We start from the raw sequence: 26,416 nt of genomic DNA, 5'->3' as shown, positions 1-26,416 counted from the left end.
TCCAGAGAACTAGAATAACGGGGTGGAAACATGTCTTTTTTGTCGCGGATGAAGCTGGTTTACCAGATATCGCTGCTGAGCATCGTTGCGTTGGTGATTTTTGCTGTTGTCGGTGTGACACAGTTCGTAACCGATCAACAACGCCAATCCGCACAGTTGGCAGCCAAGGCCGCAGGGGCGGATTCCCGCATCGTTGACGTAGTGTCACGCGCATTTCTTGATGCGCGTCGCCACGAGAAGGACTTTGTCATTCGCCGTGACGAGGAATTTGTCACGGCCCACAGTGTTGCGGCCGCGGAAATTCATGCCGGTCTCGAAGAGCTTGCCGGGCGCGAAGAACTTGGTCCGTTGTTGGAACAGGTCGAGCAGACCCGAACTGCCGTTAATAATTATGTTGCCGAATTTGCAACCGTGGTCGAATTGCAGCGCAAGGTAGGGCTGGATGAAAATTCCGGTCTGCTGGGGGAAATGCGCAGTGCCGCGTCCGAGGTGGAAAGTGCCCTTGGCGAAGTGGCAAAGCTTGAAGCGATGCTGGGGTTGACCGATACCAAAGACCTGTCGATCGCTGTTCTTCAGATGCGCCGCGACGAAAAAGATTTCCTTGCCCGTCTTGATCCCGCCTATGTCGATAGTGTCGAAGCGACGGCCAAACAGTTTGCCACTGCGCTTGGGCGCGCGGGCAGCATCAAGGATGACAAGAAGGAGCAGCTTGGCAAACTTGTGGATTCTTACCTGGCCGATTTCAAATCACTGGCCGCAGCAGCGCTTGAGCGTGAAGAATCCCTTGAACGTTTAAGTGGTTATTATGCTGCTGCCGAGCCGATCCTTGAGACCCTCGGGACAGAAATCCGAACTGTTTCGGAAAACATGCAGCTTCGCGCCGAAGAAATTGCTCATACCGGCGTTCAGGTAACCTTTGCGATATTCATTGCTGGTGCGATCGTCATGATTCTGATGTCGATTGTTCTGGCGCGCGCCATCGTCCGTGCCATTACCGGATTGACGGCCAAGATGGCCCGTCTTGCCGGGAATGACTTTGATGTCAAACTGGATGAAGCAAAGCGCAAGGATGAAATCGGTGAGATGGGCCGATCAGTGGTTGTCTTCCGTGAAAACGGGTTGGAACGGCAAAAACTTGAAGCCCAACAGCGTGAACTTGATGAAAAACAACGCCAGCGCATCGAAACACAGGAACAGCATATCCGCGAGTTCGATGACGATATCGTCGCGATGATGAGCGAAGTCGGTACTGCGGTACAGCAGCTTCATTCAGTATCCGAGGTGCTCCGCGGCAGTGCCGCCGCAGCCAATGAACAATCGACAACGGTTTCTGCAGGCAGTGAAGAGGCATCTTCAAGCGTGCAGATTGTTGCGACTGCGGCTACTGAGCTTTCCGCATCCATCCATGAGATTGCCGGTCAGATCAGTGACACATCGAAAATGGCAGCAGCAGCCAGCGAGAATGCCCAAAACACCAACCAGGATATTCAGGGGCTGAATGCTGCCGCAGTTCGTATTGGTGAGGTTATTGGGTTGATCAACGATATCGCCGGGCAAACCAATCTTCTGGCCTTGAATGCAACCATCGAGGCTGCGCGTGCAGGCGAAGCAGGCAAAGGGTTTGCTGTTGTGGCGAGCGAGGTCAAGAACCTTGCCAATCAGACAGCAAAGGCGACAGAGGATATTTCTTCTCAGATCAATGACATTCAACAGGCAACGCAATCTGCCGTTGATGCAATTGATGGCATTGTCCGAATGATTGCCGACATCAGTGAACGGGCATCGACTGTTGCCGCAGCGGTGGAACAGCAAACCGTCGCCACCAGTGAAATTTCCCAAAATGTTGAACAGGCAGCGTCAGCCACCAGCGAAATTTCCGGCGCAATGCAGGGTGTTTCGAGTGCCGTGGCAGAAACCAGCGAAGCCGCCACGGATGTCCGTGGATCGGCGGATAATCTGGGTCGGCAAAGTGATAGCCTGAGTGAGCGTATTGACAGTTTCCTGGAAAAGATGCGTTCGGTCTCCTGATCGGCTCATTTATCAGGAAAGCAGGGTCACAAGGGGGAAGCATAGTCTTCCCCCTTGTTTTTTGTGCGCTGCATACAAATCTGCTTATCACATGTGAAAACCAAAACCGCGCGGTTGGTAAATTCCCTTGCTGCGTGACCAAACTGTTCTGGACGTGAAATTTGCGACTGTCACAAAACTGTAATTATTTTCCCTCTGATAAACGGCTAGTGACATCCCAAAATTGACTAAAGGCGACATAAAGTGTTTTCGCGTTGTCGGTTTAACGTGCCTGCATTGCTTGGGAAGATAGGCTACCTGAGTTTCATGCAGGCTCCTTGGGTGGGGGCCTAGATGAATTTTCTTTCTCGCATGAGACTTCTTTATCAAATTTCGTTGATTGGGGCGGTGGCGTTGGTGATCTTCGTTGTGGTCGGCGCAGTGCAGTTTGTTGCCGAACAACAAAGACGTGATGCACAGGCTGTCGCGGATGCAGCACTTGAGAACAAGCTGGTTGCGGACGCGATTTCGCGCGATTTCCTGAATGCCCGTCGGCGCGAAAAGGATTTCCTGCTTCGCAAAGATGAAAAATACGTTTCCGGGCACGCCGATGTTGTCGCCAGCGTTATGGTCGGTCTGAACAATCTTCGCAGTGACGAATCCCTTTCGGGGTTTGACGCCGAGATTGAGAAAATCGCAACAACATTTGCGAGTTATACAGAAAAGTTTGCGACGGTCGTAGACCTGCAGCGCGAAATTGGTCTTAGCGAAGAGGAAGGGTTGCTTGGGCGTTTACGGGGATCCGTGCACAATGTCGAGGAAGCCCTCAAGAAATACAGCGCCGATAATCTGACGGTGATCATGTTGATGATGCGGCGGCATGAGAAAGACTTTCTGGCACGCTTGGACCCAAAATATGTCGGGCGCATTGATGATCGCCTTGCGGAATTTGGTCCGGCATTGGCTGCATCAAATATACCCGCAGATGAGCAGGCAAGAATAACGGGCCTGATGAAGTCCTATGTGATCGACTTTAAGGCGCTGTCAGGCAAGATCCTTCAGCGAGAAGACGAACTTGGTTTCTTGTCTGATTTTTATGCCGAGGCCGAACCCGTTCTTGATGCCTTGAGCCTTTCAATCGGCGAGATATCAAGCGCTAAAAAACAGCAGGCCGAAAAGATTGCGGCAACAAGCCTGACCGTGACTGTCATCATGTTTGTCATTGGCGTTTTGGCGTTGATGGGGCTTTCGTTCCTGCTGTCACGCGCCATTGTCAATGCGATTGGTGGATTGACCAGCAAGATGACCCGGCTGGCAGAGAATGATTTTGATGTCGAGGTTGATGAAGTTTCCCGTGCCGATGAAATTGGTGTGATGGGGCGTGCAGTTCTGGTGTTTCGTGAAAATGGCATCGAACGTGCCAAGCTTGAAGAAGCACAAAAGCAGGCGGATGAACGACGCCGCAAGCGCCTGGAAACCCAGGAAAAATACATCAAGGAATTTGACGAGGCGGTTGTTGCGGTGATGGCAGATGTCGGCACCGCAGTCGAGCAACTTCATCAGGTGTCCAACGTGTTGCGCAATAGTGCCGAAACCGCGAGCCATCAGTCGATGGCTGTTTCTTCCGGGGCGGAAGAAGCATCATCAAACGTGCAATTGGTTGCCACTGCCGCAACCGAGCTTTCGGCATCAATCAACGAGATATCCGGTCAGGTTAGCGAAACCTCAACGATGGCGCAGTCCGCAACCGAAAGGGCGCGGAGTACCAACGAAAATATTCAGGGTTTGAATGACTCTGCGCTTAAGATCGGTGAAGTCATTAGTCTGATCAATGATATTGCCGAACAGACCAACCTGCTTGCCCTGAATGCGACAATTGAGGCCGCCCGTGCTGGTGATGCAGGCAAGGGGTTTGCCGTTGTTGCAAGCGAGGTCAAAAATCTTGCTAATCAGACTGGCAAGGCGACCGAGGATATCACGACACAGATCAATGATATCCAGCAAGCCACCAGTCACGCCGTTGATGCGATTGATGAAATCGTCAAAATGATTTCCGATATCAGCGAACGTGCCGCTGCCGTTGCCGCTGCCGTTGAAGAACAAACGGTTGCGACCAGCGAAATTTCGCAAAATGTTGAACAGGCGGCAGCAGGAACCGAAGAAATATCATCCGCCATGCAAGGCGTTTCCACCGCAGTAGAAGAAACCAATTCTGCGGCGGGCGATGTCAACGTGTCCGCGGATAATCTGGGTCGTCAAAGCAACGATTTGCGTGGTCAGATCGACGGTTTCCTTGAACGGATGCGTTCACTTTAATGACAAATTGTCGATAATAATAAGGCGGCAAGGGCTTTACCTTGCCGCCTTTATCGCGATAAAATTCCGACAAACTCACAATGTTCGTGATTAAAAAAGGTCTTTTTGATCAGGAATATCAAGTAATAGGGAACGTCGGATGGCTGATAAAACGCGCATCGTCTCATCGTCACATCTTGTATCGGAACGTGCTGCGGAACTCTCGGAGCTTGAATTTGCCCTGATCCTGTCGGGGAATGCATTCAATCGGTGGATGGTGCGTTGTATGCGCGCTGCAGGCATGCCGGATGTATCGGTCCTTGATATTCTGGTGCTGCACAATGTCAATTCGCGCGAACGTGAAAAAAGCCTGTCGGAAGTCTGCTTTGTTCTGAACGTTGAAGACAGCCACCTTGTGAATTATTCGCTTAAAAAATTGCGCAAACTGGGTTTGGTTGACGGTATCAAACGCGGCAAGGAAGTACATTACGGGACGACCGAGGCGGGCCGTGACATGTGTGAAAAATACCGTCAGGTACGCGAAGACTGTCTTGTGGAAACCTTCCAGCGTCTGGGTGTTAACAGCGAGGAAGTCGGGGACGTGGCCAAGACGCTGCGCGCGATTTCTGGGGTCTATGATCAGGCGTCGCGTGCAGCTAGTTCGATCTAAGCGCGGCGAGCTCTCTCATAGCGACGACGAAAAATCTATGCAGGCGGCAATCACTTTGATTGTCGCCTGTTTTCTTTGGGGGACACCGGGATTGAGATGGGTTTTGATGAGGTCATCCAAGTCATCGGGTTGCAGTTTTTGCATGGGAGTTATGAAAATACATTGACAATTTGTCAGTAAATTGTGATTAATGTGTCGGGAGGCTGCTTTGGAGTCTCGATATGCGAAAACGTGTATCGGCTTGCATCACATACAGGGAGACTTGAACAATGCTGAAAAAAGCTCTTTCGACTGTCGCAGTTGCTGCGATCACCATGTCAGCCGGTTTGGCTGCTGCCCAGGAAACCTGGGATATGGCAACCCCTTACCCGGACGCGACGTTCCACACCCAGAACATCATTGAATTTGCCAAGGACGTGAATGAAGCATCCGGTGGCGAATTGAACATCACCGTTCATTCCGGCGGTTCTTTGTTCAAACATGCCGACATCAAACGTTCGGTTCAGCGTGGCCTGATTCCGATCGGCGAAACCCTGATTTCGCTGCTGGCAAATGAAAACCCGATTTACACAGTTGACGCGATCCCGTTCCTTGCCACGTCTTATGAAGACGCCGAGAAACTCTGGGAAGTTTCGCGTGCTGGTATTGAAGCTGCTTTGGCAGAAGACGGCCTGAAAGTTCTGTATGCTGTTCCGTGGCCGGCACAGGGTCTTTACACCGCAAACGCGGTTGAGACAGTCGCAGACCTCGAAGGTGTCAAATTCCGCGCCTATAATGCCACCACTTCCGAACTTGCGTCGCTGACCGGTATGGTCGCGACCCAGGTTGAAGTTCCGGAAATCCCGACGGCCTTTGCAACCGGTATCGTTGAAGCGATGATCACCTCGCCGTCAACCGGTGCGAACTCCAAGGCATGGGACTTCGTTTCGAACTTCTATGACGTTCAGGCATGGCTTCCGAAAAACATGATCGTTGTGAACGCAAGCTCGTTCGATTCACTTTCTGCTGATGTTCAGGCTGCGGTCATGGAAGCGGCTGCCAAAGCCGAGACCCGCGGTTGGGAAATGAGCATGGCAGAAGCAGAAGCCAAGAAGAAAATTCTGGCTGACAACGGCATGAACGTTGCTGCGCCGAGCGCGGCTCTTAAAGACGGTCTGGCAGAAGCAGGTGACAAGATGGTTGCTGCTTGGCTGGAAAAAACCGGTGACGAAGGCCAGGCCATCGTCGACGCGTTCAAGAACTAGTTTCAGGTTCTTGCCATTTGCCGGGACCGGATAAGTGTCATCCCTTGTTCGGTCCCGGACATCCCGTACATTTTAATGTTACAGTCCGTTGGTTGCGAGAGGCCGTTTTAGGGATCATCGTGGGCGGAAAGGGGACCTGCTGTGCGCAGATTGCTAGATTACTTATTCAAATTCAGTGCCGGATTGGCGGCAGTATTTCTGGTGACGATTGCGTTGCTGATCCTTGCCCAGTCGCTGGGGCGCATCGCCGGGATTGCCGTTCACGATGCAAACGAATTGGCAGGCTTTTCACTGGCGGCAGGTACTTTCCTGGCTCTTGGCCCGGCGTTGCGGGCAGGGACCCACATTCGGGTGATGATTGTTCTGACCTACCTGTATGGTCCGGCTCGACGCATCCTTGAAACGATTACGCTGCTTGCTGCGATCTATCTTGCAGGCTACTTCGCCTGGTGGATGGCGGTGCTGGCCGAGGAAAGCTTTTCCTATGGCGATACGTCGCCAGGCGTTTTGGCTTTCCCGCTTTGGATACCGCAAACCGCAATGGCCTTCGGACTTGTTGTCTTTACCATCGCCCTGATTGAAGCCCTTTTCGATCTTTTGGCTGGCCGCGACCCCGCATTTGTGCGCGGCGAAGCGAACGAACTGAACGAGTAGGGGGCGATCATGGAAGTACTTCAAATCGGTTTGATCCTGATGGCCCTTTTGTTCCTGTTTCTGGGGGCAGGTCTTTGGGTCGCACTTGCATTGTTTGCGATTGGCGTTTTTGCCATTGAATTCTTCACCAGCGGGCAAACCGGTCCGATCATCGCGACGACCGCCTGGTCCAGTCTTGCGACCTGGTCGCTAGCGCCATTGCCGCTGTTTATCTGGATGGGTGAAATCCTGTTTCGGTCCCGTCTTTCAGAAGACATGTTCACTGGGCTTGCCCCGTGGCTGAACAAAATCCCGGGCCGCTTGCTGCATGTCAATATTCTGGGTTGCGGGATCTTTGCTGCCGTTTCGGGGTCGTCGGCTGCGACCGCTGCGACAATCGGGCGCATGTCGATCCCCGAACTTCGCAAACAGGGCTACGCAGACAGCCTGATCCTTGGAACCCTTGCCGGGTCTGGCACGCTGGGTCTTTTGATCCCGCCGTCCATTATCCTGATCGTTTATGGTGTTTCGGCAGAGCTTTCCATTGCGCGTCTGTTCATTGCCGGTGTGATCCCCGGTGCCATGCTGATCCTCATGTTCATGAGCTTCGTTGGCATCTGGGCAACGGTAAACAAGGATAAGATGCCGCCTGCAGAACCCAGCATTCCGTTTGCGGACAAAATCCGGGCATCCGGTCGTCTGATCCCGGTGATTTTGCTGATCGCGGCTGTGATCGGGTCAATCTATGGCGGAATTGCAACCCCGACCGAGGCCGCAGCCTTTGGCGTGGTTGGCGCGCTGATCCTGTCTGGACTGAGCGGCTCGCTTAGCCGTGAAAGCCTGCTTGACGGTATTATGGGGGCAACCCGGACGTCATGCATGATCTGCTTTATCCTTGCAGGTGCGGCCGTGCTGACGGTTGCCATGGGCTTTACCGGCGTGCCGCGTGAACTGGCCGCCTGGATTGCGCAGATGGATCTGTCGCCTTATGCGCTGTTGGCTGCATTGACGGTGTTCTTCATTGTACTTGGCTGCTTCCTTGACGGGATTTCGGTGGTGGTTCTGACCACGTCTGTGATCCTGCCGATGGTACAGGCCGCCGGGATCGACCTTTTGTGGTTTGGCATCTATGTGGTGCTGGTGGTTGAAATGTCGCAGATCACCCCGCCGGTCGGTTTCAACCTTTTCGTTCTGCAAGGCCTGACAGGCAAGAACCTGTTCAAGATTGCATTTGCGGCCTTGCCGTTCTTCTTCCTGCTTTTGCTTGCGGCCCTTCTGATCACCATTTTCCCGGAGATCGTGACATGGCTGCCAACGCAAATGAATGGCTAACGGTTCATTTTGTGAACTGATCAAAACTATCCGAATTTGATGACTACAGATGCCAAAGGAGCGAGCATCATGGCACCACTCGACCAAAATTCGCCCGTTTCGCAGACCACCGGACAGCCAAAATGGCAGTTCTGGATTGATCGCGGCGGCACCTTTACCGACATTGTCGCGCGCAAGCCTGATGGCACATTGGTCACCCACAAGCTGCTTTCGGAAAACCCGGAACGTTACAAGGACGCCGCCATTCAGGGCATCCGTGAACTGCTTGAGGTCGCGGACGGCGAAAAAGTCCCGGCCGAGAAAATCGAAGCCGTCAAGATGGGCACGACCGTTGCCACCAACGCGCTTCTGGAACGCAAAGGCGACCGCACTGTTCTGGTGACCACCAAGGGTTTTCGCGATGCGCTGCGTTTGGCCTATCAGAACCGGCCGCGCCTGTTTGATCGCAACATCAAGCTGCCCGAAACGCTTTATGAAAGCGTGATTGAAGCCGATGGCCGTTTTGGTTCGCAGGGGGATGAATTAACCCCGATGAACCTTGATGCGCTGCGCAAGGATCTTCAGGCGGTTTATGATGATGGCATTCGTGCCTGTGCCATCGTTTTCATGCATGGCTATCGCTATACCGCGCATGAAAATGCTGCTGCTGAAATTGCCCGCGACGTCGGCTTTACCCAGGTATCGGTCAGCCATGAGGTCAGCCCCTTGATGAAGCTGGTATCGCGCGGGGATACCACGGTGGTTGATGCCTATCTGTCACCGATCCTGCGTCGGTATGTTGATCAGGTTGCCTCTGAGTTGGGCGGTGTGAAATTGATGTTCATGCAGTCCAATGGTGGTTTGACCGATGCGGCGAAGTTCCAGGGCAAGGATGCGATCCTGTCTGGTCCGGCCGGAGGTGTTGTCGGCATGGTTCGCACCGCAGAGATGGATGGCTTTAAACAGGTCATTGGGTTCGATATGGGGGGAACATCGACCGACGTTTCACACTATGACGGCGAATATGAGCGCGATTTCGAAACCCAGGTTGCCGGTGTGCGCATGCGCGCCCCGATGATGAAAATCCATACCGTGGCTGCCGGGGGCGGTTCGATCCTGCATTTCGATGGTGCACGTTTCCGGGTTGGCCCTGACAGTGCCGGTGCAAATCCCGGTCCGGCAGCCTATCGCCGTGGTGGTCCGCTGGCGGTGACCGATATCAACGTCATGCTGGGCAAGGTTCAGCCGGACTTCTTCCCGAATGTGTTTGGCCCGGAAGGCGACGCGCCGCTTGACGCTGATGCTGTGCGCGAAAAGTTCGAAGCCATGGCAATCAGGATCAAGGAAGGCACCGGTCAGGACAAAACCCCCGAAGAAGTTGCCGAAGGTTTCCTGCGCATTGCCGTTGAAAATATGGCCAATGCGATCAAGCAAATATCGGTTCAGCGCGGCTATGACGTGACTGATTATATCCTGCAATGCTTTGGCGGTGCGGGGGGGCAGCATGCTTGTCAGGTGGCTGATACCCTTGGCATGACCAAGGTGTTTGTCCATCCATTTGCCGGTGTTTTGTCGGCCTATGGCATGGGACTTGCCGATATTCGTGCCATGCGTGAACAGGCGGTTGAGGCCAAATTGGCGACAGATGCGCTGGCTGGGCTCGATGAACAACTTGATCTTCTGGCTGCAGAAGCCCGTGGTGAGCTGCACGAACAAGGCATCACAGATGCCAAGATCACCATGCTTAAAAAACTGCACCTGCGCTATGACGGTACCGACACCCCGCTGATCGTTGATTTCGGCGATGTCGCTGCCATCAAGGCCCAATTCGAAGAACAGCACAAACAGCGCTATGGCTTCGTCATGAGCGAAAAGCCGCTGGTCGTCGAAGCCGTTGCAGTTGAAGGCATTGGTGAAACACAAAGCCTTCCGGATTCCGAGACCGTGCTTGAAGGTTCGGAAATCATGCTCAAGCCTTTGGCGACGCGTTCAGTCGTGTTTGACGGCAAAGCACATGATACTCCGTTCTATAAGCGCGAAGACATGAAACCTGGTGCGACCGTACGCGGCCCGGCGGTGATTGTTGAGCCGGTCGGAACCACCGTGATTGATCCGGGCTGGGAAGCCAAGGTCAACGGTCTGGACCATCTGGTGCTGAACCGTGTGGTAGCAATGAAACGTTCCGAGGCGATTGGCACACAGGCCGACCCGGTGATGCTTGAAGTGTTCAACAATCTGTTCATGAACATTGCCGAACAGATGGGGGTCACTCTTGCCAATACCTCCTATTCGGTGAACATCAAGGAACGTCTGGACTTCTCATGTGCGGTGTTTGATCAGGAAGGCCTTCTGATCGCGAATGCCCCGCATATGCCCGTTCACCTTGGATCAATGGGCGAGTCCGTTCAGGCGGTGATTAAAAACAACGCCGGAAAGATGAAGCCAGGCGATGTTTACATGCTTAATGACCCGTATAACGGCGGTACGCATTTGCCTGACATCACCCTGATCACCCCGGTGTTTGGCGATGATGGCAAAGACGTTCTGTTCTATGTCGCATCGCGTGGCCACCATGCCGATGTTGGCGGGATCACACCGGGTTCTATGGCGCCAAACTCGCGTATTCTTGAAGAAGAAGGCGTTCTGATCGACAACTTCAAACTTGTTGATCAGGGCACGTTTGATGAAGCAGGCCTGACCGCCCTTCTTGAAGGGGCGAAATATCCGGCCCGTAACCCGTATCAGAACATCGCGGATTTGCGTGCCCAGATTGCCGCCAATGAAAAAGGCGTGCAGGAACTGCGCAAGATGGTGGATCACTTTGGCCTTGATGTTGTGCATGCCTATATGGGCCATGTTCAAGACAACGCCGAAGAAAGCGTGCGCCGCGTGATTGATGTCCTGAGTGATGGTGAGTTTTCCTATGAAATGGATAATGGCGCGGTCGTAAAGGCCAAGGTCACCATCCATAAGGAAACCCGCTCGGCCACGGTTGATTTCACCGGAACTTCCGATCAGCTTGATAACAACTTCAACGCCCCATCGGCGGTGACCCGTGCGGCGGTCCTTTATGTCTTCAGAACCCTTGTTGATGATGACATTCCGCTGAATGCCGGGTGCCTGAAGCCGGTTAATCTGATCGTGCCCGAAGGATCAATGCTTAACCCGCGGTATCCTGCCGCCGTTGTGGCCGGTAACGTTGAAACATCTCAGCACGTCACCGATACGCTGTATGCCGCCCTTGGCGTCATGTCGGGCGCACAGGGTACGATGAACAACTTCACCTGGGGCAATGATACGCATCAGTATTATGAAACCATCTGTGGTGGTTCGGGGGCTGGTCCGGGCTTTGACGGCACCAGTGGTGTTCACACCCATATGACCAATTCGCGTCTGACCGATCCGGAAGTTTTGGAATGGCGTTTCCCGGTCATGCTTGAAAGCTTTGAAATCCGCAAGGGATCGGGCGGTAATGGCAAATTCAAGGGCGGGGATGGCACCACACGCCGTGTGCGTTTCCTTGAAGATATGACCGCATCGATCCTGTCCAACCACCGTCGCGTGCCCAATCAGGCGGTCGCTGGTGGTGAACCGGGCAAACTTGGCCGCAATGCGGTTGAGCGGACCGACGGCACCGTGATCGAGCTTAAGGGCACCGATGGGACTGAAATGCATGCCGGTGATGTCTTCATCATTGAAACGCCCGGTGGCGGCGGCTACGGCAAGGCTTAAGCTTTCCAAAGCATGACCACCCAAAAGGCCGGAAACACCGCCTGCTTTTGCATGGTGTTTCCGGTCATATGCCTCCCTGTTAAACTTCCGCCGCCCAATAGATATCCTGTTGGGCGGCTTTTCTTGATGTTGGCGGGATCGTCCCTACATGCAGATGGTTGGGGGATTCATTTAAAATCAACGACATTGCCATTGAGGCCCGTGGTTAAATCAGGGATGATCAGTGGTGTTGCGCCACGCAAACATGCGAAATGCCAATGGCCTTCCCGCACAGGCGGCATTTCGACAGGGATCAGGTTGGCCTGAACAGGACAGGAAGAGAGCACCGTGAAATTCTTCATATTGAACCAGCGCTATTTTGTGATTGCCGGTGTTGCCTTGCTGGCTGTCTCGTCTGTGGCCTGTGCCTTGGCGCTTAGCAGCTGGTTCTGGATACCAGCTGTCATTTTTGGTGCGCTTTTGCTGGTGGGGGTGCGCGATTTGCGGCAATCAAGCCATTCCATCCTGCGCAACTATCCTATCAGTGCGCATATCCGCTTTATCCTTGAAAGCTTCCGTCCGGAAATACGCCAATACCTGCTTGAAAGCGATCAGGACGAAATCCCGTTTAGCCGTCAGGCGCGCGGCCTTGTCTATCAGCGCGCCAAAGGTGTCGAAGACAAACGCCCGTTTGGCACGATCGAAGATGTTTATAAATCGGGCTACTCATGGATCACCCATTCCGTCGCACCCAAACACATCACCGATACCAATTTTCGGGTGCGTGTGGGCGGGCCGCACTGCAAGCAGCCCTATGACTGCAGCCTTTATAATATCTCGGCCATGAGCTTTGGCGCGCTTTCGGGCAATGCCATTCTGGCGCTTAACAAGGGGGCGAAAAAGGGTGGCTTTGCCCATGATACCGGTGAAGGCAGTATCTCACGTTATCACCGTGAAGGTGGTGGCGATCTGATTTATCAGGTCGCATCGGGTTACTTCGGGGCGCGCAACGACGACGGGACGTTTAGCGAGGAAAAATTCGCCAGAACTGCGTCCGAACCACAAGTCAAAATGATCGAGGTAAAACTCAGTCAGGGCGCAAAACCGGGCCATGGCGGCATGCTGCCTGCGGCCAAAATCACCGCAGAAATTGCCGAAGCGCGCGGTATTCCAATGGGGCAGGATTGCGTGTCCCCATCCGCCCATAGCGCCTTTTCAACCCCGATTGGCCTCATGGAATTCATTGGCAAACTGCGTGATCTTTCGGGTGGTAAGCCGGTTGGCTTCAAGCTGTGCATCGGCCACCGACGCGAATTTATGTCGATCATCAAGGCGATGCTGAAAACCGGCATTACGCCAGATTTCATCGTGGTTGATGGCAAGGAAGGCGGAACCGGTGCGGCCCCGGTTGAATTTGCCAACCATGTTGGCATGCCGATGCAAGAAGGTCTGACCTTTGTTCACAACGCGCTACGCGGGGCGGGGCTGCGTGATCAGATCAAAATCGGTGCGGCAGGTAAAATCGTTTCCGCATTTGATATTGCCCGCACACTTGCTCTTGGCGCGGACTGGGTCAATGCTGCGCGTGGTTTCATGTTTGCTCTGGGTTGTATTCAAGCCCAAAGCTGCCATACCAACTGCTGCCCGGTGGGCATTGCGACGCAGGATAAAATTCGCCAGCGCGCCCTTGATCCGGGGGATAAATCCGAACGTGTCGCACGCTTCCATAAAAATACCATGCATGCGCTGGCGGAGATTACCGGGGCTGCCGGTTTGACCGATCCGCGCAATTTCATGCCTTATCACTTCATGGTGCGTCAGAAAGACAACGAGTTCCTTGATGGCAACGAAGCCTATCCGTATCTGCCCGAAGGTTTTCTTTTAGGTGATACGGAGATCGAAGAACTCCATGACTGGCATTCGCGCTGGGAACGCGCATCCCCCGAAACATTCGCGCCCAAGGAAATCCCGTTCGGGCCGTATAAGCGGGCCAAGGCGATCGCGGGCGAGAAGGCAGCCCAGTAGCGAAAGAGTATCCAATGACTGTCAAGCGTATCGTCGCCAACTTTGCTGTCGAAGACATCGCAGCAGCCGAGGTGTTCTATACAGATATTCTTGGCCTTAAAACCGTAATGGACCATGGCTGGATCTGGACTTTTGCATCACCGGACCAGCCAATGACAACACAGGTCAATTTTGCAACCGAAGGCGGTTCAGGCACAGCCGTGCCGGATATCTCGATCGAAGTTGATGATGTTGAAGAAACGCTCCTGCGTATGCAGTCCGCAGGTATGAAAATCGAGTACGGCCCGGTAGATGAGCCATGGGGTGTCCGGCGTTTTTATGTCCGCGACCCGTTTGGCAAGTTGGTCAATATTCTGGAGCATAAATAATCAAAGCCACGCATTTGGCCGGGCTTTGTCGCTGGTGTTGATACAATTCTGCGCGCAAGGTCATGCTCTATCACTTCACGGTGCGTCAGAAAGACAACGAAGTTTATTCCTATCTGTCCGAATGGTTCCTGCTGGCTGATACGGAAATTCCCGAACTGCATGACTGGCATTCGCGTTGGCAATCAACTGTTGCTCAAACCTTCGACCCCAAGGAAATCGCGTTCGGTCCCTATCGGCGGACAGGGCAACAGCAGACGGCATAAGTTAAACCGTTCATCATGCGGTCAGCGGGGATTGTTATTTTCGGTAAGCGAGGGGATCTGGTCAAGATGAGGGGCCAATTCGTTCATCATTTTCAAGCGATGAACTTCCAGATTTTTGGGATCTTTGTCAGCCGGGTCTTGCCATACCGTTTTACATGCTGCCGATACGTCAACAAGCATTTTGCGGGCATCGTCATTCAGCCCCGGATCGAACACGCTCGAAGCGAGATCGCCCGGATTAATCTCGTAGGTTCGAAGATTGGGGTCGGGATATCCGTGTTTCCGAAAACCGTCAAAGAAGACCAGATACATGTTCATTGGTAGCGATATATCGAACAGGTTGTCAGCAGCGAACGGTTTCGCCTGGATGCTGTTATAGTGATGGCGGTGGGTTTCCAGCAAGCCGCGCTTGCCGGGAAAAACCTTGGTCGGGGACATGTCGGTTAGCAAAATTTGAAGGGCATCATCCGTGCTTTGGTCAAGCTTCGATGCCATGCTGTTAGCACGCAGTTGGTCACCGGTTCCGTTATAGAGCAGGGCTGCAAGAAACCCGTTGAAACGGTTGTAGTCATCTATTTTTTCCGGAACGGTGCCTGCGAAATAGCTAACCCGTGCCATTTTCCCTTACTCCGACAATCAATTGGTGATTGAGTTTATGTTATATCAATCCCTCAATGGTTTCAACTAGGACAAGGCGACCGAAAACGTCTGACCGAATTTCGGCCAGACGTTTGATAATCAGCGTTGGGATAATTCCGCGCACACCGAAAGCAGGCCTTCACGGGTGATGCGGTATGGTTGGCCGCCGCGTGATCGGATCAGGCGGCGTTTACGCAGTTTCTTGAAGACATCAAGCGTACAGGCGGTCAGGAACCAGCCGTCACGCGTGATGCAATCTGCTTCGAGGATGCGGTTTTTGTCGTCCTTGATCACTTTGATCAGGCCGCCTTGTGCGAGTGCATGCAGCACACGCTGTTCATTTTTCGATATATTCAATGGTCAGAGTCCGAAAACCAGTAACAGGAATGGTTTCCGATCGGGACGGGCACAACAGTACCGGTCACGCATGCCAATATTTTGCTATGGCATGCGATCCGATCTGCTGATCAGCGGTCTGGAAAGGTCAGGCTGTCAAACCGCGATCAGCGGCTGTGCCGGGACTCTGACATAAAAACTCCGAATAAGGTTCGCTGCTAAAATGCCAATTGGCTGGTTGTTCGTCAAGCAGCGCGCTGCATTTCCACGGTCGGGACACTGCGGTCGGAAACCGGGCCGGTTACCATGAAGCCGAACTTGCGATAAAACGCCTTGGCCCGTTCATTATGGGCCGCAACCGTCAGGCGAACATTGCTGCGCACACCCTGATCGGCAAGGGCGTCAAGGGCCGCGATCATAAGCGCCTTGCCAGCACCGGTGCCGTGTGCCGCCGGATCAACCACGATCCAGCGGATTTCCGGGGCATCATGAATGGCAATGACATAGCCAAGCAGTTCGTCATCACGCGTTGCGACATAGACCGACTGATCCTGTGCTTTGATTGCGTTGGTGAAAGTGCTTGTAGAGGTTTCCACCAAATCATCGACAAAGTCACGGACTACATCATCGGTTTCGTTTGAAAGATAGGTCGAGTTTGTCGCGCGCTCTGTCAGGGCGCGAATATGGATAATGTCGTCGGCAGTGCCTTTGCGGATCTGCATTTTTTGTTTGCTCTGGTCGTTGTTCATCTGGGTCCCAACCCTTGGCGCATACTGTCTGAAAAGTGATACCAGGTCGTTAATAACCGTCACCGGAAGTTCGATGCTTCCATGATTTTTTGGTGAAGAAACCCGGCTATCAAGGCCCGGCAGGGTGCTATTTGCGGCGCTTTTTTTTGTCGCGATACATTTCAAGATCGGCGACCGCGATCATGTCTTCGAGACTTCTATCTATTGGATCAAAAAACACCGACGCCCCCGAACTGATTTCCGGGGTTTCGTGGATCGGTGTTTTTGATGTCGGTACGTTTAATTTGGCATGGGTCAGGGCGTTGCGGACACGGGCGACAATTGTGGTCAGGTCGCCGCGATTGCGTACATACCCAAGAACAGCAAACTCATCCCCGCCAACACGCCCGCAAATATCGACTTCACGAATGCTTTGCTGGATGGCCTCCCCCACGGCGCGTAGTGCCGCATCCCCCGCAGCATGACCGAAATCATCATTCCAGTGTTTCATGTCATCAAGGTCGATAAAGATGATGCCGATATTGTGCTTGTAACGTTTGGCGATGCGGATTTTTTGCTGGGCCAGCATCTCAAACCCGGCGCGGTTGTTCATGCCGGTCAGCGGATCGGTCATCGAAAGGTTGTGCATGATTTTGTACTGTTCATGCAGGCGTAGATCCGCCTCGATCAGGTCGCGAAAGACCCCCATCAACTCCTGAAGCGACTGATCATAGCCGGTTGGTTTTTTATCGAATGCGCAAAGTGTGCCAAACACTGTCCCGTTTGGCCAAAGAAGTGGAATACCCAAATAGGAAACGTAACCATCTTCGGTCAGTTCGGGGTTGTCGGCCCATTCCGGTTTGCCTGCGGCATCAGGTTCATAAAGCGCGAGCTTGGATTGGATAACCCGACGGCAGTAAATATTGCTGTCGAGTGGTTCGGGTTTGTCTGAGACACAGGGATTGGGATTTTCCGGGTTTTGACTGGTCAGTGCAGCGCGATAACCATGTTTTTCATTATATTCAATGATATATCCTGCTGTTGCGCCCAAAAGATTGGTCATGATGTCAACAACACGCTGCCACTTTTCAAGCGAGGCAGCCATGCTTTCATCCTGGGTGATCCAGTCCAATGTCTTTAGCTTGACCATCCCGATCACCTTCTTTGCTTACCGATCAAATTACCAAGTCAGTTACCGGGCTTATACCCGACCCATTTGATTATATTTGTGCCAAGTGGTCCGAGAACAACCATTTGGAACAATCATTTACACCCAAAATTCTGTGCTTCGACAAGACAAAGCTCCAAATGGCCATCTGCGTGTTAACTGATTGTGGCGTCAGAAGATTAAGCACTTCACAATAAGAAACGTCGTTTTTGCCCTTTTGCTTGCTGTTAGGGGACGAAGGTTTCAAACTCAGGCAGCATAAAAATCAAACCTGAACACAGGAGACGCCCATATGGCTGACGTGATCGATTATACCATTCACGGCGAAGAAATGCAGTTGGTTGAAGTCGAGCTGGACCCGGGCGAGGGGGTTCGGGCCGAAGCCGGAGCCATGATGTATATGGGCGAGGGGATCGCCATGCAAACCGGAACCGGGGGCGGCTTGTTTTCCGGTTTCAAACGCATGCTGACCGGCGAGGGTTTCTTTATCACAACCTTTGTGCATGAAGGGTCGGGCAAGGCGCATGTCGGCTTTGCTGCCCCCTATCCGGGCAAGGTTGTGCCATTGAACCTTGCCGAACATGGCGGCGAAATCATTTGTCAGAAGGATGCGTTCCTGTGTGCGGCATCGGGCATTGATATCGACATCGCCTTTTCCAAAAAAATCGGTGCCGGTCTGTTTGGCGGCGAAGGGTTTATCCTGCAGCGCCTTAGTGGTGATGGCATGGCCTTCATGCATGCGGGGGGCACGATCATTCGCAAGGATTTGCAAGCCGGCGAGACACTACGTGTTGATACCGGCGGGTTGGTGGCGATGACGCCATCGATTGACTATTCGATCAAATTTGTCGGCGGATTTACCAATGCACTGTTTGGCGGCGAAGGATTGTTTGTCACGACCCTGGAAGGGCCGGGCACCGTCTGGCTGCAAAGCTTGCCGTTCTCGCGCCTTGCGGATCGCATTGCCGCTGCCCTGCCACAAGATCGCAACAAGGGCTGATCACACCCCAGGAATGCTGAGGATAGAGCCGTTTCAGATAGGGCGTGCTATCCTCAGCCAATGCGGGCAATGATAATTTTTTGCCGAATTGGGGCAAAAGGTAATACCAATTGTGGGCATCACGGCGTAGGGTGTCTGCCAAATTTCTGTCCGTTGCCAGCGCCCCAAAGCCAAATCGCAGTCGGACAAACGCCACCAGGACCACACAGGCCGAAAGAGTAAAATCATGTCAGTTCGTGAGTATGAACGTATCGAAACCCCGGAAAGTTTGATCAACGCCTTGAGGGAGATGCTTGGCGATCGTCTTTCAACGGCAGCATCCGTGCTTGAACAGCATGGCAAGGATGAAAGCTGGCATGAAGCATCGCCGCCCGATGCGGTCGTATTTGCAAACTCGACCGAGGAAGTGGCCGAGGTGGTCAAGCTGTGTGCCGCCCATGATGTGCCAATCGTGCCTTTTGGCACGGGGTCTTCGCTTGAAGGGCACGTTGCTGCTCTGCGCGGTGGTATCTGCATCGATGTATCGCAGATGAACCAGATCCTTGAAGTCAATAACGAGGACCTTGATTGTCGCGTTCAGGCCGGTGTGACCCGTGAACAGCTCAATGAGCATCTGCGCGATACCGGTTTGTTTTTCCCGATTGATCCCGGTGCCAATGCCTCCATCGGTGGCATGACCGCAACCCGTGCATCAGGCACGAATGCGGTGCGTTATGGTACCATGCGTGAAAATGTCCTGAGCCTGACGGTCGTGACTCCGGACGGTAAAATCATCAAAACCGCCAATCGGGCACGTAAATCTTCGGCAGGTTATGATCTGACCCGCCTGTTTGTCGGGTCTGAAGGCACACTTGGCGTGATTACGGAAATCGGGTTGAAGCTTTATGGCATCCCCGAAGCGATGTCTGCTGCGGTCTGTGTCTTCCCGTCGGTTGATGCCGCGGTCGATACTGTGATCCTGACAATTCAGGCTGGTATCCCGGTGGCACGCATCGAGTTTCTTGATGAATTGCAGATACGGGCAATCAACAATTACTCCAAGACCGATCATAAAGAAGCCCCGACCCTATTCTTTGAATTCCACGGCACCGAAGCCGGGGTAAAGGAACAGGCAGAGTTCGTGCAATCGGTCGCCGAAGAATTTGGCGCCGAGGAATTCCAGTGGGCAACCCGTCAGGAAGACCGCAATAAACTTTGGGCCGCGCGCCACAAGGCATATTACGCCTCGCTTCAGCTTGAACCGGGCAAGGCCGGGATGCCGACCGATGTATGTGTACCGATTTCAAAGCTGGCTGAAGCCATTTCTGAAACCCGGGCTGATTGCGATGCCAGCCCGCTGACCTGCACCATTGTCGGTCATGTCGGGGATGGCAATTTCCATACATTGATCCTGCTTGAACCCGATGATCCCGAACAAATGGCAGAAGCAAAGCGTCTTCATGACCGGATGGTTGAACGTGCCCTGAAACTTGGCGGAACCTGCACGGGTGAACATGGCATTGGCTATGGCAAGCTTGACTTCATGGTGGCCGAGCACGGCGAAGATACGATCGCAGTAATGCGCGCGCTTAAAGCAGCGATTGATCCCAAAGGTCTGATGAATCCCGGAAAGCTTATTCCCGGTCTTTGATATCATCATACTATTTGAATGAAGCATTGAAAAACGGGGCCCGAGGGCCCCGTTTTTATGTCAGAACCGGAAAGAAAGCGACAGTGACCCGAACTGGTCCGCACCGCTTTGCCCGGTAAATTCCGGGGTGCGATAGACATGGGTGTAGGTCAGGCGCGCCTGGCCAATAATCATGGCAAGGCCGATCTGAAGGTCGCCAACCCATGGTTCCTTGTCGACGGATGCACTATCAGCGAAAGTATTGCCATCAAGGGTGATATCACGTGCCACGTAGCGCCCGGCAAACCCGGCGAATACATAGCCGCTTAGCGGGAATCCCTTGGTATCGGGGACAAAGAAATCCGATCCGGGCAGGCTGGGGCGGATGCGCGGCGGGCCGTAATCCGCAGGCAGATCAAGGCCCATGCGAAACATCGTACCAAGTTCTGCATTGGTGAAGGCGTTGCCAAGGGTAACAGCCCCATGCGGGGTGGCATCAAATTCCACACCCAGAAGGTCTGCTTCAAACCAGCCACGGTATTTTCGTTCATAGGTCAGCCCAATAATCGGTTCATTCTTGATCTGATTGTCCCAGCCTTCCGGGTGGGGGCTGTTGATCTGTTTGTGAACAAAAGACTGGGTCTGGTCGGCAAGTGATGCCGGTCCGATAACGCCAAGGGTTAATTCAAGCGTATCAATCCGCGAATAGTTCCCGTCGCCATCATTTTGCAACCCTGTATCGGATAAAAGCCCGGCGGTACCTGCCAAAATACCGGCCCATGGGCGATCGTCGGGCTGGTTTTCGGCAATGGTGATGTCGTCGGGCGTATACATTGTCTGGCCAAGCGAATAGCTGGTGCGAATGCGGCCCTCTGATGCAAAAAACGGGATCTGTCTGGCAACATTCAGAAAGGTTGCCGGGGCGTCATCTTCGGGCGAGATAAAGGCAAGTCGCACGCCGTTGGTATAATGTTGGTCGCTGTTGGTTGGTGTGAACAGGTCGTTCTCGACAGACAGCGAAACGCCCCATTTGTCATCGGGCGTTCTGGTGGATTGCGGTCCGCTCGCGGTGTTGGTTTGCGCACGGGCTTCATGCATGCCAGCCATAATGGCAAACAGTGACGTGGAAATTGCAACAGCATGGCGAAAGGCACGGGCGTTCTGCATTTATGTTTTCTCGTGTCGACAAATGGTTGCAGGGATAATCCCTGTTGACGGCAGATTTTGGACAATTTGTGGCAGGCTTACCAGAAATCATTGTAGGGAGGCGACAAAACATCGGTTTTACTGTTGGTGCAGGTGAACCGCGCCACAGATAAAACTCCGGATTTCACCATTTGTTCCCGGTGGCGATGAGAATAACGGGAAAAGACAAGAACGCCGCCCGGAAAGGGCAGCGTTCTTTAAAAATTCATATTATATGATGGATCAGGGAACCTGACGGCGCAGTCTTGCGACATCCGCCTGACTGACGTCAATGATCTCGCGATAGGCATGCCAACTGGAATAACCCAAAAGTGGCGTGGTAATCGCAAGCCCAAACAAGGCAGGCACCATGCCGCAGGCTGACAGGATGGCGATCACGGCTGCCCAGCCTATCAGGACCTTCCAGTTTTTGCGGAATGCTGAAACACTTATGATCACAGCAGTAATTACATCTACGTCGCGATCAACAAGTAGGGGGATGGATACCACCGATATTGCAAACACAATCACCGCCAATCCGCCGCCGATGATGCTGCCGGTGATCAGAAAGGTAATCGCATCTCGCGAAAAGAATGTTTCCCAGACCAACACATCAAGCGATGGTACCGTGCCGTTGTAAAACAGCGCAAACAGCAACATTGCAATGCGCGTCCATGCAAGGAAGAACAGCATCAGAACAACACCAATTGCGCCAATTTGGCCCGGATTGCGTCGAAAACCGTTCAGGCTGTGCCACAGGGTTACATTTTCCCCCATCTCAAGACGGCGGCTGGTTTCATAAAGGCCAACCGCAATCAGTGGGGCCAGCAACATGAAACCCGCGGCAAGCGGCAAGGTCAGATAAGGTTGTCCGGTGCGGAAAATACTAAGCACCATCAACCAGCCTGCCAGCACGCAAAACGCCCCATAGGCAAGGCCAATGGCAGGAGTGCGTTTGAAATCGCGCCACCCGGCTTGAAGCCAAGCCCCGGATTGGTCGGTTGTAATCGTGCGTATGACGATACCATTCTGACCGGGTTCGACAGTGTTGTCCGGCGTTTCAATTGTGGTGTCGTTCATTTTAATCCTCCCTGTCGCGATTGCGCACAATGTCATTCGGTTGGAATGAAAGTCAGGATTGAATTTATTGTTCTGCAAAATGTATCATTATAGGAACTGTTTTCCATCATCTAATTGATTTTAAACCAATTATTCTGATGGTATGGTGGCCGCAGAGGCATTTTCCGGGTTTACTTTCTGTGCCTTCCGGCATTGTTTTTAGGTCTTCAAAACAATGGGGAATTCAAGGAGATGGTTGATCCACAGCTGGCATCAACACACATTAGGTCCTGACCCTAGGTTTATCATTTGTAGCCGTGCGCAGAATTCCGACACAGAAAGGCAAGGGGGCCTCGCCTGAAATTTGCTACAATCTTTGGCTATTTTCTATTGCGAGAGCCACCACGAGCCTTATGCTTTCGACCATAAAATCAAATCTTTGTGGGGCCCTGCCTTTTGGCAGGATGACCCCGTGAAATACGGAGCCTGACTGTTGAAAAAAATCCTTGCCGCAATCGGTGCACTTTTCGTGGTTCTTATTGCCGCGCTGCTGATTATTCCGTCGTTGATTGACTGGAATGGTTACAAGGCACAAATCAGTCAGGCGGTGCGTGACGCCACCGGACGGGAACTGGCGCTTCGGGGGGACTTGTCGATGTCGCTGATCCCGTCGCCGTCGCTTTCCATGTCGGATGTCCGCTTGGGCAACGTTGCAGGTGCGCAGGACGCAGATATGGTCTCAATCGGTGAGGTCCATGTTTCTGTGGCCTTGATGCCGCTTCTGACGGGGAATGTTCAGGTCAAGGAAGTCAATCTGGTTGACCCGGTCATTGCCATAGAGACTTTTGAAGATGGCCGCAACAATCTGGTGTTTGATCCTAATCAGGCGGCACGTTCCGGCCCGGATGCCGGTACGATCAGCACGCCGGGTTCGGCGCAAGACACAACGTCCGAGGCGACAGCTCCAGAAGGCGAAGGGACCGAGACACAGGAAAGTGGTGGCAGCGATATCGCAGACACCATTCAGGTTGACCGTCTCGAAATCGAAAATGCGACCATCATCTATCGCACGCCGGGATCCGAAGAACGGATCGAAGGCCTGACCCTGGGTGTGTCGGCGACAACCTTGAATGGCCCGATGGAAGGCGAAGGGTATGTTTTTTATCGCGGGATCCCGATGACATTTGGCTTTAATGTCGGGCAGATCAGTCAAACGTCACCGTTCCCGATCAGTGTGAAACTCGGCATTGATGAAGTTGACGGTGGTTTAACCGTTGCGGGGCGTGTTGATCTTTCTACCGACAATCCGGGATTTGACGGCGAGATTGATGGCGAATTCGAGGACCTGCGTGAAGCAGCTCTGCGCATTGCCGGTGACAATGCTGATATTCCCGATATTGCAGCCAATCCGCTTGATTTGGGCGGTCATATTACAGCGAATGCCAAATCGGTTACCCTGAACGATCTTTCGATCCGGTTTGGCGAGACACGTGGTTCAGGTGCCATCGCCATTGATCAGGAACCCAGTCTGAGTGCGGATGTTGCGCTTCGCTTTAACCAGCTGGACCTTGATAGCATTCTGGTTCTGGCAGATATGGGCGAAACAGCCGCACCAAGTTCGGCCAACGGTGCTGAAGATGGCGCTGCCGCTTCGAGCGAAGATCAAAGTCAAGCTCAGTCAATTCCGTCGCAAAGCTCGGTCAAGAAAAGTGCATCCGCAGATGCACCAGTCATCCCGGCCGATTTGACAGCATCGATCGATTTTGAAGTCGAAACACTGATCTATAACCAGACGCCGGTACATAATGCGCGGGTGAATGCGGCGATTTCCAACAGCAAGGTCACACTTAACGAAGTATCGGCAGGCTTGCCAGGTGGTACAGACGTTGCGATCTTTGGTAGTATTTCGGGTGATAAACCTGAGCTTAGTGCCGCGCTTAGCTATGAAGTTGCGTCAGAAAACATTCGCGCGGTCGTTCGCTGGCTTGGTGTGGATATCGATGGCATCCGGGCGGATCGTCTGCGCCGGTTTTCGCTGACAGGTGGGATTAAGGGAACGCCGGAACAATTGAATATTTCCGACCTTGATCTGCGTTTTGATGACACTGCCATTCGTGGTGCCGTGGTCGCGAACCTGAGTGGCGCTGGTCTGCCGGCACTGGGTATTGGTCTGAAACTTGATAAGATCAATCTTGATCAGTATATCGCGGCAACACCGGGTGCGGATGTTACGGTTACGACGACGTCTGCTGAGGATAACGCATCTTCATCTTCCTCCACTGGTGATGCATCGTCTGGCGATGGCGGCAAGCAGGCGGTAGGTCAAGATATGGTCAAGGTGATCAAGGATGCCTTGGCACCGCTTGACGGTTTGGCTGCAAACTACCGTCTGGCGGCAGATGAAGTCATTTCATCGGGCGTGGCCGTACGCGGCATTGCCATTGATGGCAGCATTAATGGTGCCAATATCACACTGAACAACTTTGCGATTGCAGATGCGGCGGGTCTTGCCGCCAGTGCCAAAGGTGTCTTTAACGGTGCGGCGGATGTCCCGGCATTTGACGGGTTGGCTGTGCGTGTAACAGCCAAAACACTGCAGCCGTTGGCGAAGCTGACGGGCATTACCCTGCCAGCACCGGCAGGCAACTATAAAAGTGTTCAGGCAAACTTGGGCCTGAATGGGCCGGTTACCGGGCCGAGCGTGGATCTGGATGTTTCCAACCCGGTTTTGCAGCTTGCCCTTGATGGTGTGGTTTCTGAAATGCTGGGCGCCAATCCGGGCCTTAATGGCAAACTTGCCCTGCAGGCATCCAGTTTGAACCGGGCATTGGAACTTCTTGCTCCGACCTATACGCCATCTGGAAATCTTGGCCGTTTGGCCGTTTCAGGCGATGTGCAGGGGAATGCGCAAAATGTTGCCGTGAATGGTTTGAAGCTTGTGGTTGGAGCGTTTGAAACCGCAGGTTCCGTTGATTTTGATGGCTCACAGTCACAGCCCAAGGTGTCGATTTCGTTTTCGGGCGGTAATTTAACCGTCGATCCGTTCCTACCGGCATCGGAGCGCGCCAGCCTGATGCCCAACAATGGTAGCGGGCCAAGAAAGGCGGCGTTTAATCTGCCAAAAACGATCCAGGCTGCACGTGTTGATGCCCGCGACGGAACGCCGTGGGATGATACGGTGATTGATGTGTCGGCCCTGCGATCCATTGATGCCGATATCGCCATTGCACTTGATCAGCTTGATTTTGATGCCTACAGCCTTGTGTCGCCCGATCTCAAGGCGACACTGGTTGATGGTCTTCTGACGATCTCGAACCTTACTGGCCTTCTTGGGGACGGTGATCTTGGCATCAACGGTACGTTTGACGCACGCAACAGCGATGTGCCGCAACTTGCCCTTAAGGGAAGTCTTGATGAAGCACGGATTGAAAAACTGACGCCGATCAAGGTTGCCAATGACACGATCCTTGGTGGGGCGACGCTTGATTTCGATGTGACGGCTGCGGGCAATACATCCCGTCGGTTGGTTTCGGCTTTGAACGGTACGGCGAACCTGGCGTTAAGCGAGGTTCGCTTTAGCAACGCAAGCAACCGGTCTGTTGACCCGAGCTTGAACATTCAGGCGCTGCTGCGCCAAGGACCGCAGGCGATGGTGGTTGAAGGGGTTGGCAACAATGATCTGCTTCAGTCGCTTGAGGCTGACATGGACGTGACCAATGGAATTGCCAAGACCACCCGTGTCGAAGCCGTTTCACGTGTTGGTACGGCAGATGCAGACGCAACCCTTGATCTGCCGCGCTGGGTGATGGATACGCAGGCCGATTTTGATTTTTCCGAAAAGATCGAAGAGCTGCCACCCTTTAGTGTCTTTGCCAAAGGCAAGATTAATGATCCAGTGATCACGGGCCGGATGGATAAGGTTGCAGTCAAGATTCTTGATAACATCCTCGACAAGGCACTTGGCGGAAGCGGATCCAGTGACGGGTCTTCGAGTGGTTCGCCAGAAGATGCGGCCAAAGGCGTACTAAAAGGTCTTTTGAACCAATTTGGTCGGTAACGTGCATTAGGTTTTGATCCTAAGGTTTTATACCGGCTGATCTGACAAAACGGCTCCACTGTGTGGGGCCGTTTTTTCTTTATGATCAGGGCATTGGGTAATCACTGT

Annotated in this window: 19 protein-coding genes; 13 read left to right on the top strand and 6 right to left on the bottom strand. The window is 53.2% G+C overall.

What is annotated here, in order from left to right; translation table 11 throughout:
- The first annotated feature begins 30 nt into the window (after window positions 1-30).
- The 10 genes from JF44_RS0108470 to JF44_RS0108425 all read left to right on the top strand — a co-directional run bounded on the left by JF44_RS0108470 (window position 31) and on the right by JF44_RS0108425 (window position 14,527).
- Window positions 31-2,028: a methyl-accepting chemotaxis protein gene (locus JF44_RS0108470; RefSeq protein ID WP_081944373.1), complete on the top strand. Its 1,998-nt coding sequence runs from the start codon at window positions 31-33 to the stop codon at window positions 2,026-2,028.
- 333 nt (window positions 2,029-2,361) lie between these two features.
- Window positions 2,362-4,323 carry a methyl-accepting chemotaxis protein gene (locus tag JF44_RS0108465; RefSeq protein ID WP_081944372.1) on the top strand — a complete coding sequence of 654 codons (1,962 nt, stop codon included), beginning with the start codon at window positions 2,362-2,364 and terminating at the stop codon, window positions 4,321-4,323.
- A gap of 139 nt (window positions 4,324-4,462) precedes the next feature.
- Entirely contained in the window at window positions 4,463-4,972 is a 510-nt protein-coding gene (locus JF44_RS0108460) for a winged helix DNA-binding protein (protein ID WP_033068521.1), read from the top strand.
- A gap of 269 nt (window positions 4,973-5,241) precedes the next feature.
- Complete coding sequence (locus tag JF44_RS0108455; protein WP_033068520.1) at window positions 5,242-6,216, top strand: TRAP transporter substrate-binding protein; 975 nt, start codon at window positions 5,242-5,244, stop codon at window positions 6,214-6,216.
- A 141-nt stretch (window positions 6,217-6,357) separates the two neighbouring features.
- The gene (locus JF44_RS0108450; protein WP_033068519.1) at window positions 6,358-6,870 is read left to right on the top strand and encodes a TRAP transporter small permease; all 513 of its coding nucleotides are present in this window, start codon (window positions 6,358-6,360) and stop codon (window positions 6,868-6,870) included.
- Between the two features lie 9 nt (window positions 6,871-6,879).
- The gene (locus JF44_RS0108445; RefSeq protein WP_033068518.1) at window positions 6,880-8,181 is read left to right on the top strand and encodes a TRAP transporter large permease; all 1,302 of its coding nucleotides are present in this window, start codon (window positions 6,880-6,882) and stop codon (window positions 8,179-8,181) included.
- A 69-nt stretch (window positions 8,182-8,250) separates the two neighbouring features.
- A complete protein-coding gene (locus JF44_RS0108440) occupies window positions 8,251-11,892 on the top strand; it encodes a hydantoinase B/oxoprolinase family protein (protein WP_033068517.1) in 3,642 nt (1,213 codons plus the stop codon).
- A gap of 327 nt (window positions 11,893-12,219) precedes the next feature.
- Window positions 12,220-13,896, top strand: coding sequence for an FMN-binding glutamate synthase family protein (locus tag JF44_RS0108435; RefSeq protein ID WP_033068516.1), 1,677 nt, complete (start codon window positions 12,220-12,222; stop codon window positions 13,894-13,896).
- A 14-nt stretch (window positions 13,897-13,910) separates the two neighbouring features.
- Window positions 13,911-14,264, top strand: a complete 354-nt coding sequence (locus tag JF44_RS0108430; RefSeq protein ID WP_033068515.1) for a VOC family protein — start codon at window positions 13,911-13,913, stop codon at window positions 14,262-14,264.
- A gap of 62 nt (window positions 14,265-14,326) precedes the next feature.
- Entirely contained in the window at window positions 14,327-14,527 is a 201-nt protein-coding gene (locus JF44_RS0108425; protein WP_033068514.1) for a hypothetical protein, read from the top strand.
- Window positions 14,528-14,548: 21 nt separating this feature from the next.
- Here JF44_RS0108425 and JF44_RS0108420 read toward each other — a convergent pair whose 3' ends face one another.
- From JF44_RS0108420 to JF44_RS0108405, 4 genes are all read right to left on the bottom strand, one after another.
- Window positions 14,549-15,145, bottom strand: a complete 597-nt coding sequence (locus tag JF44_RS0108420) for a hypothetical protein (RefSeq protein WP_033068513.1) — start codon at window positions 15,143-15,145, stop codon at window positions 14,549-14,551.
- A 120-nt stretch (window positions 15,146-15,265) separates the two neighbouring features.
- Window positions 15,266-15,523 carry a YjhX family toxin gene (locus JF44_RS0108415; RefSeq protein ID WP_033068512.1) on the bottom strand — a complete coding sequence of 86 codons (258 nt, stop codon included), beginning with the start codon at window positions 15,521-15,523 and terminating at the stop codon, window positions 15,266-15,268.
- Between the two features lie 224 nt (window positions 15,524-15,747).
- Window positions 15,748-16,224 carry a GNAT family N-acetyltransferase gene (locus tag JF44_RS0108410; protein ID WP_033068614.1) on the bottom strand — a complete coding sequence of 159 codons (477 nt, stop codon included), beginning with the start codon at window positions 16,222-16,224 and terminating at the stop codon, window positions 15,748-15,750.
- Between the two features lie 154 nt (window positions 16,225-16,378).
- Window positions 16,379-17,380 carry a sensor domain-containing diguanylate cyclase gene (locus tag JF44_RS0108405; RefSeq protein WP_033068511.1) on the bottom strand — a complete coding sequence of 334 codons (1,002 nt, stop codon included), beginning with the start codon at window positions 17,378-17,380 and terminating at the stop codon, window positions 16,379-16,381.
- Between the two features lie 310 nt (window positions 17,381-17,690).
- Here JF44_RS0108405 and JF44_RS0108400 point away from each other — a divergent pair, with 310 nt between their 5' ends.
- Together JF44_RS0108400 and JF44_RS0108395 are read left to right on the top strand one after the other, a co-directional pair.
- Window positions 17,691-18,398, top strand: coding sequence for a TIGR00266 family protein (locus JF44_RS0108400; protein ID WP_033068510.1), 708 nt, complete (start codon window positions 17,691-17,693; stop codon window positions 18,396-18,398).
- Between the two features lie 226 nt (window positions 18,399-18,624).
- A complete protein-coding gene (locus JF44_RS0108395; protein WP_033068509.1) occupies window positions 18,625-20,028 on the top strand; it encodes an FAD-linked oxidase C-terminal domain-containing protein in 1,404 nt (467 codons plus the stop codon).
- A gap of 60 nt (window positions 20,029-20,088) precedes the next feature.
- Here JF44_RS0108395 and JF44_RS0108390 read toward each other — a convergent pair whose 3' ends face one another.
- Window positions 20,089-21,174, bottom strand: a complete 1,086-nt coding sequence (locus JF44_RS0108390) for a lipid A deacylase LpxR family protein (RefSeq protein ID WP_033068508.1) — start codon at window positions 21,172-21,174, stop codon at window positions 20,089-20,091.
- Between the two features lie 261 nt (window positions 21,175-21,435).
- Window positions 21,436-22,272, bottom strand: coding sequence for a DUF2189 domain-containing protein (locus JF44_RS0108385; RefSeq protein WP_033068507.1), 837 nt, complete (start codon window positions 22,270-22,272; stop codon window positions 21,436-21,438).
- Between the two features lie 472 nt (window positions 22,273-22,744).
- On the opposite strand from JF44_RS0108385, the gene JF44_RS0108380 reads away from it, so the two are divergent.
- Window positions 22,745-26,308: an AsmA family protein gene (locus JF44_RS0108380; protein ID WP_033068506.1), complete on the top strand. Its 3,564-nt coding sequence runs from the start codon at window positions 22,745-22,747 to the stop codon at window positions 26,306-26,308.
- Window positions 26,309-26,416 lie beyond the last annotated feature (108 nt).

It is taken from the genome of Thalassospira australica, assembly GCF_000763295.1.
GTDB lineage: Bacteria > Pseudomonadota > Alphaproteobacteria > Rhodospirillales > Thalassospiraceae > Thalassospira > Thalassospira australica.
Note: the sequence above shows the minus strand (reverse complement) of the source record. Positions and strands in the feature narration are given on the sequence as shown.

Bases quoted from the DNA above. Each gene is read 5' to 3' on its own strand.
- JF44_RS0108470 (WP_081944373.1), top strand. From the start codon at position 31: ATGTCTTTTTTGTCGCGGATGAAGCTGGTTTACCAGATATCGCTGCTG.
- JF44_RS0108465 (WP_081944372.1), top strand. From the start codon at position 2,362: ATGAATTTTCTTTCTCGCATGAGACTTCTTTATCAAATTTCGTTGATT.
- JF44_RS0108460 (WP_033068521.1), top strand. From the start codon at position 4,463: ATGGCTGATAAAACGCGCATCGTCTCATCGTCACATCTTGTATCGGAA.
- JF44_RS0108455 (WP_033068520.1), top strand. From the start codon at position 5,242: ATGCTGAAAAAAGCTCTTTCGACTGTCGCAGTTGCTGCGATCACCATG.
- JF44_RS0108445 (WP_033068518.1), top strand. From the start codon at position 6,880: ATGGAAGTACTTCAAATCGGTTTGATCCTGATGGCCCTTTTGTTCCTG.
- JF44_RS0108440 (WP_033068517.1), top strand. From the start codon at position 8,251: ATGGCACCACTCGACCAAAATTCGCCCGTTTCGCAGACCACCGGACAG.
- JF44_RS0108430 (WP_033068515.1), top strand. From the start codon at position 13,911: ATGACTGTCAAGCGTATCGTCGCCAACTTTGCTGTCGAAGACATCGCA.
- JF44_RS0108425 (WP_033068514.1), top strand. From the start codon at position 14,327: ATGCTCTATCACTTCACGGTGCGTCAGAAAGACAACGAAGTTTATTCC.
- JF44_RS0108420 (WP_033068513.1), bottom strand. From the start codon at position 15,145: ATGGCACGGGTTAGCTATTTCGCAGGCACCGTTCCGGAAAAAATAGAT.
- JF44_RS0108410 (WP_033068614.1), bottom strand. From the start codon at position 16,224: ATGCAGATCCGCAAAGGCACTGCCGACGACATTATCCATATTCGCGCC.
- JF44_RS0108405 (WP_033068511.1), bottom strand. From the start codon at position 17,380: ATGGTCAAGCTAAAGACATTGGACTGGATCACCCAGGATGAAAGCATG.
- JF44_RS0108400 (WP_033068510.1), top strand. From the start codon at position 17,691: ATGGCTGACGTGATCGATTATACCATTCACGGCGAAGAAATGCAGTTG.
- JF44_RS0108395 (WP_033068509.1), top strand. From the start codon at position 18,625: ATGTCAGTTCGTGAGTATGAACGTATCGAAACCCCGGAAAGTTTGATC.
- JF44_RS0108390 (WP_033068508.1), bottom strand. From the start codon at position 21,174: ATGCAGAACGCCCGTGCCTTTCGCCATGCTGTTGCAATTTCCACGTCA.
- JF44_RS0108385 (WP_033068507.1), bottom strand. From the start codon at position 22,272: ATGAACGACACCACAATTGAAACGCCGGACAACACTGTCGAACCCGGT.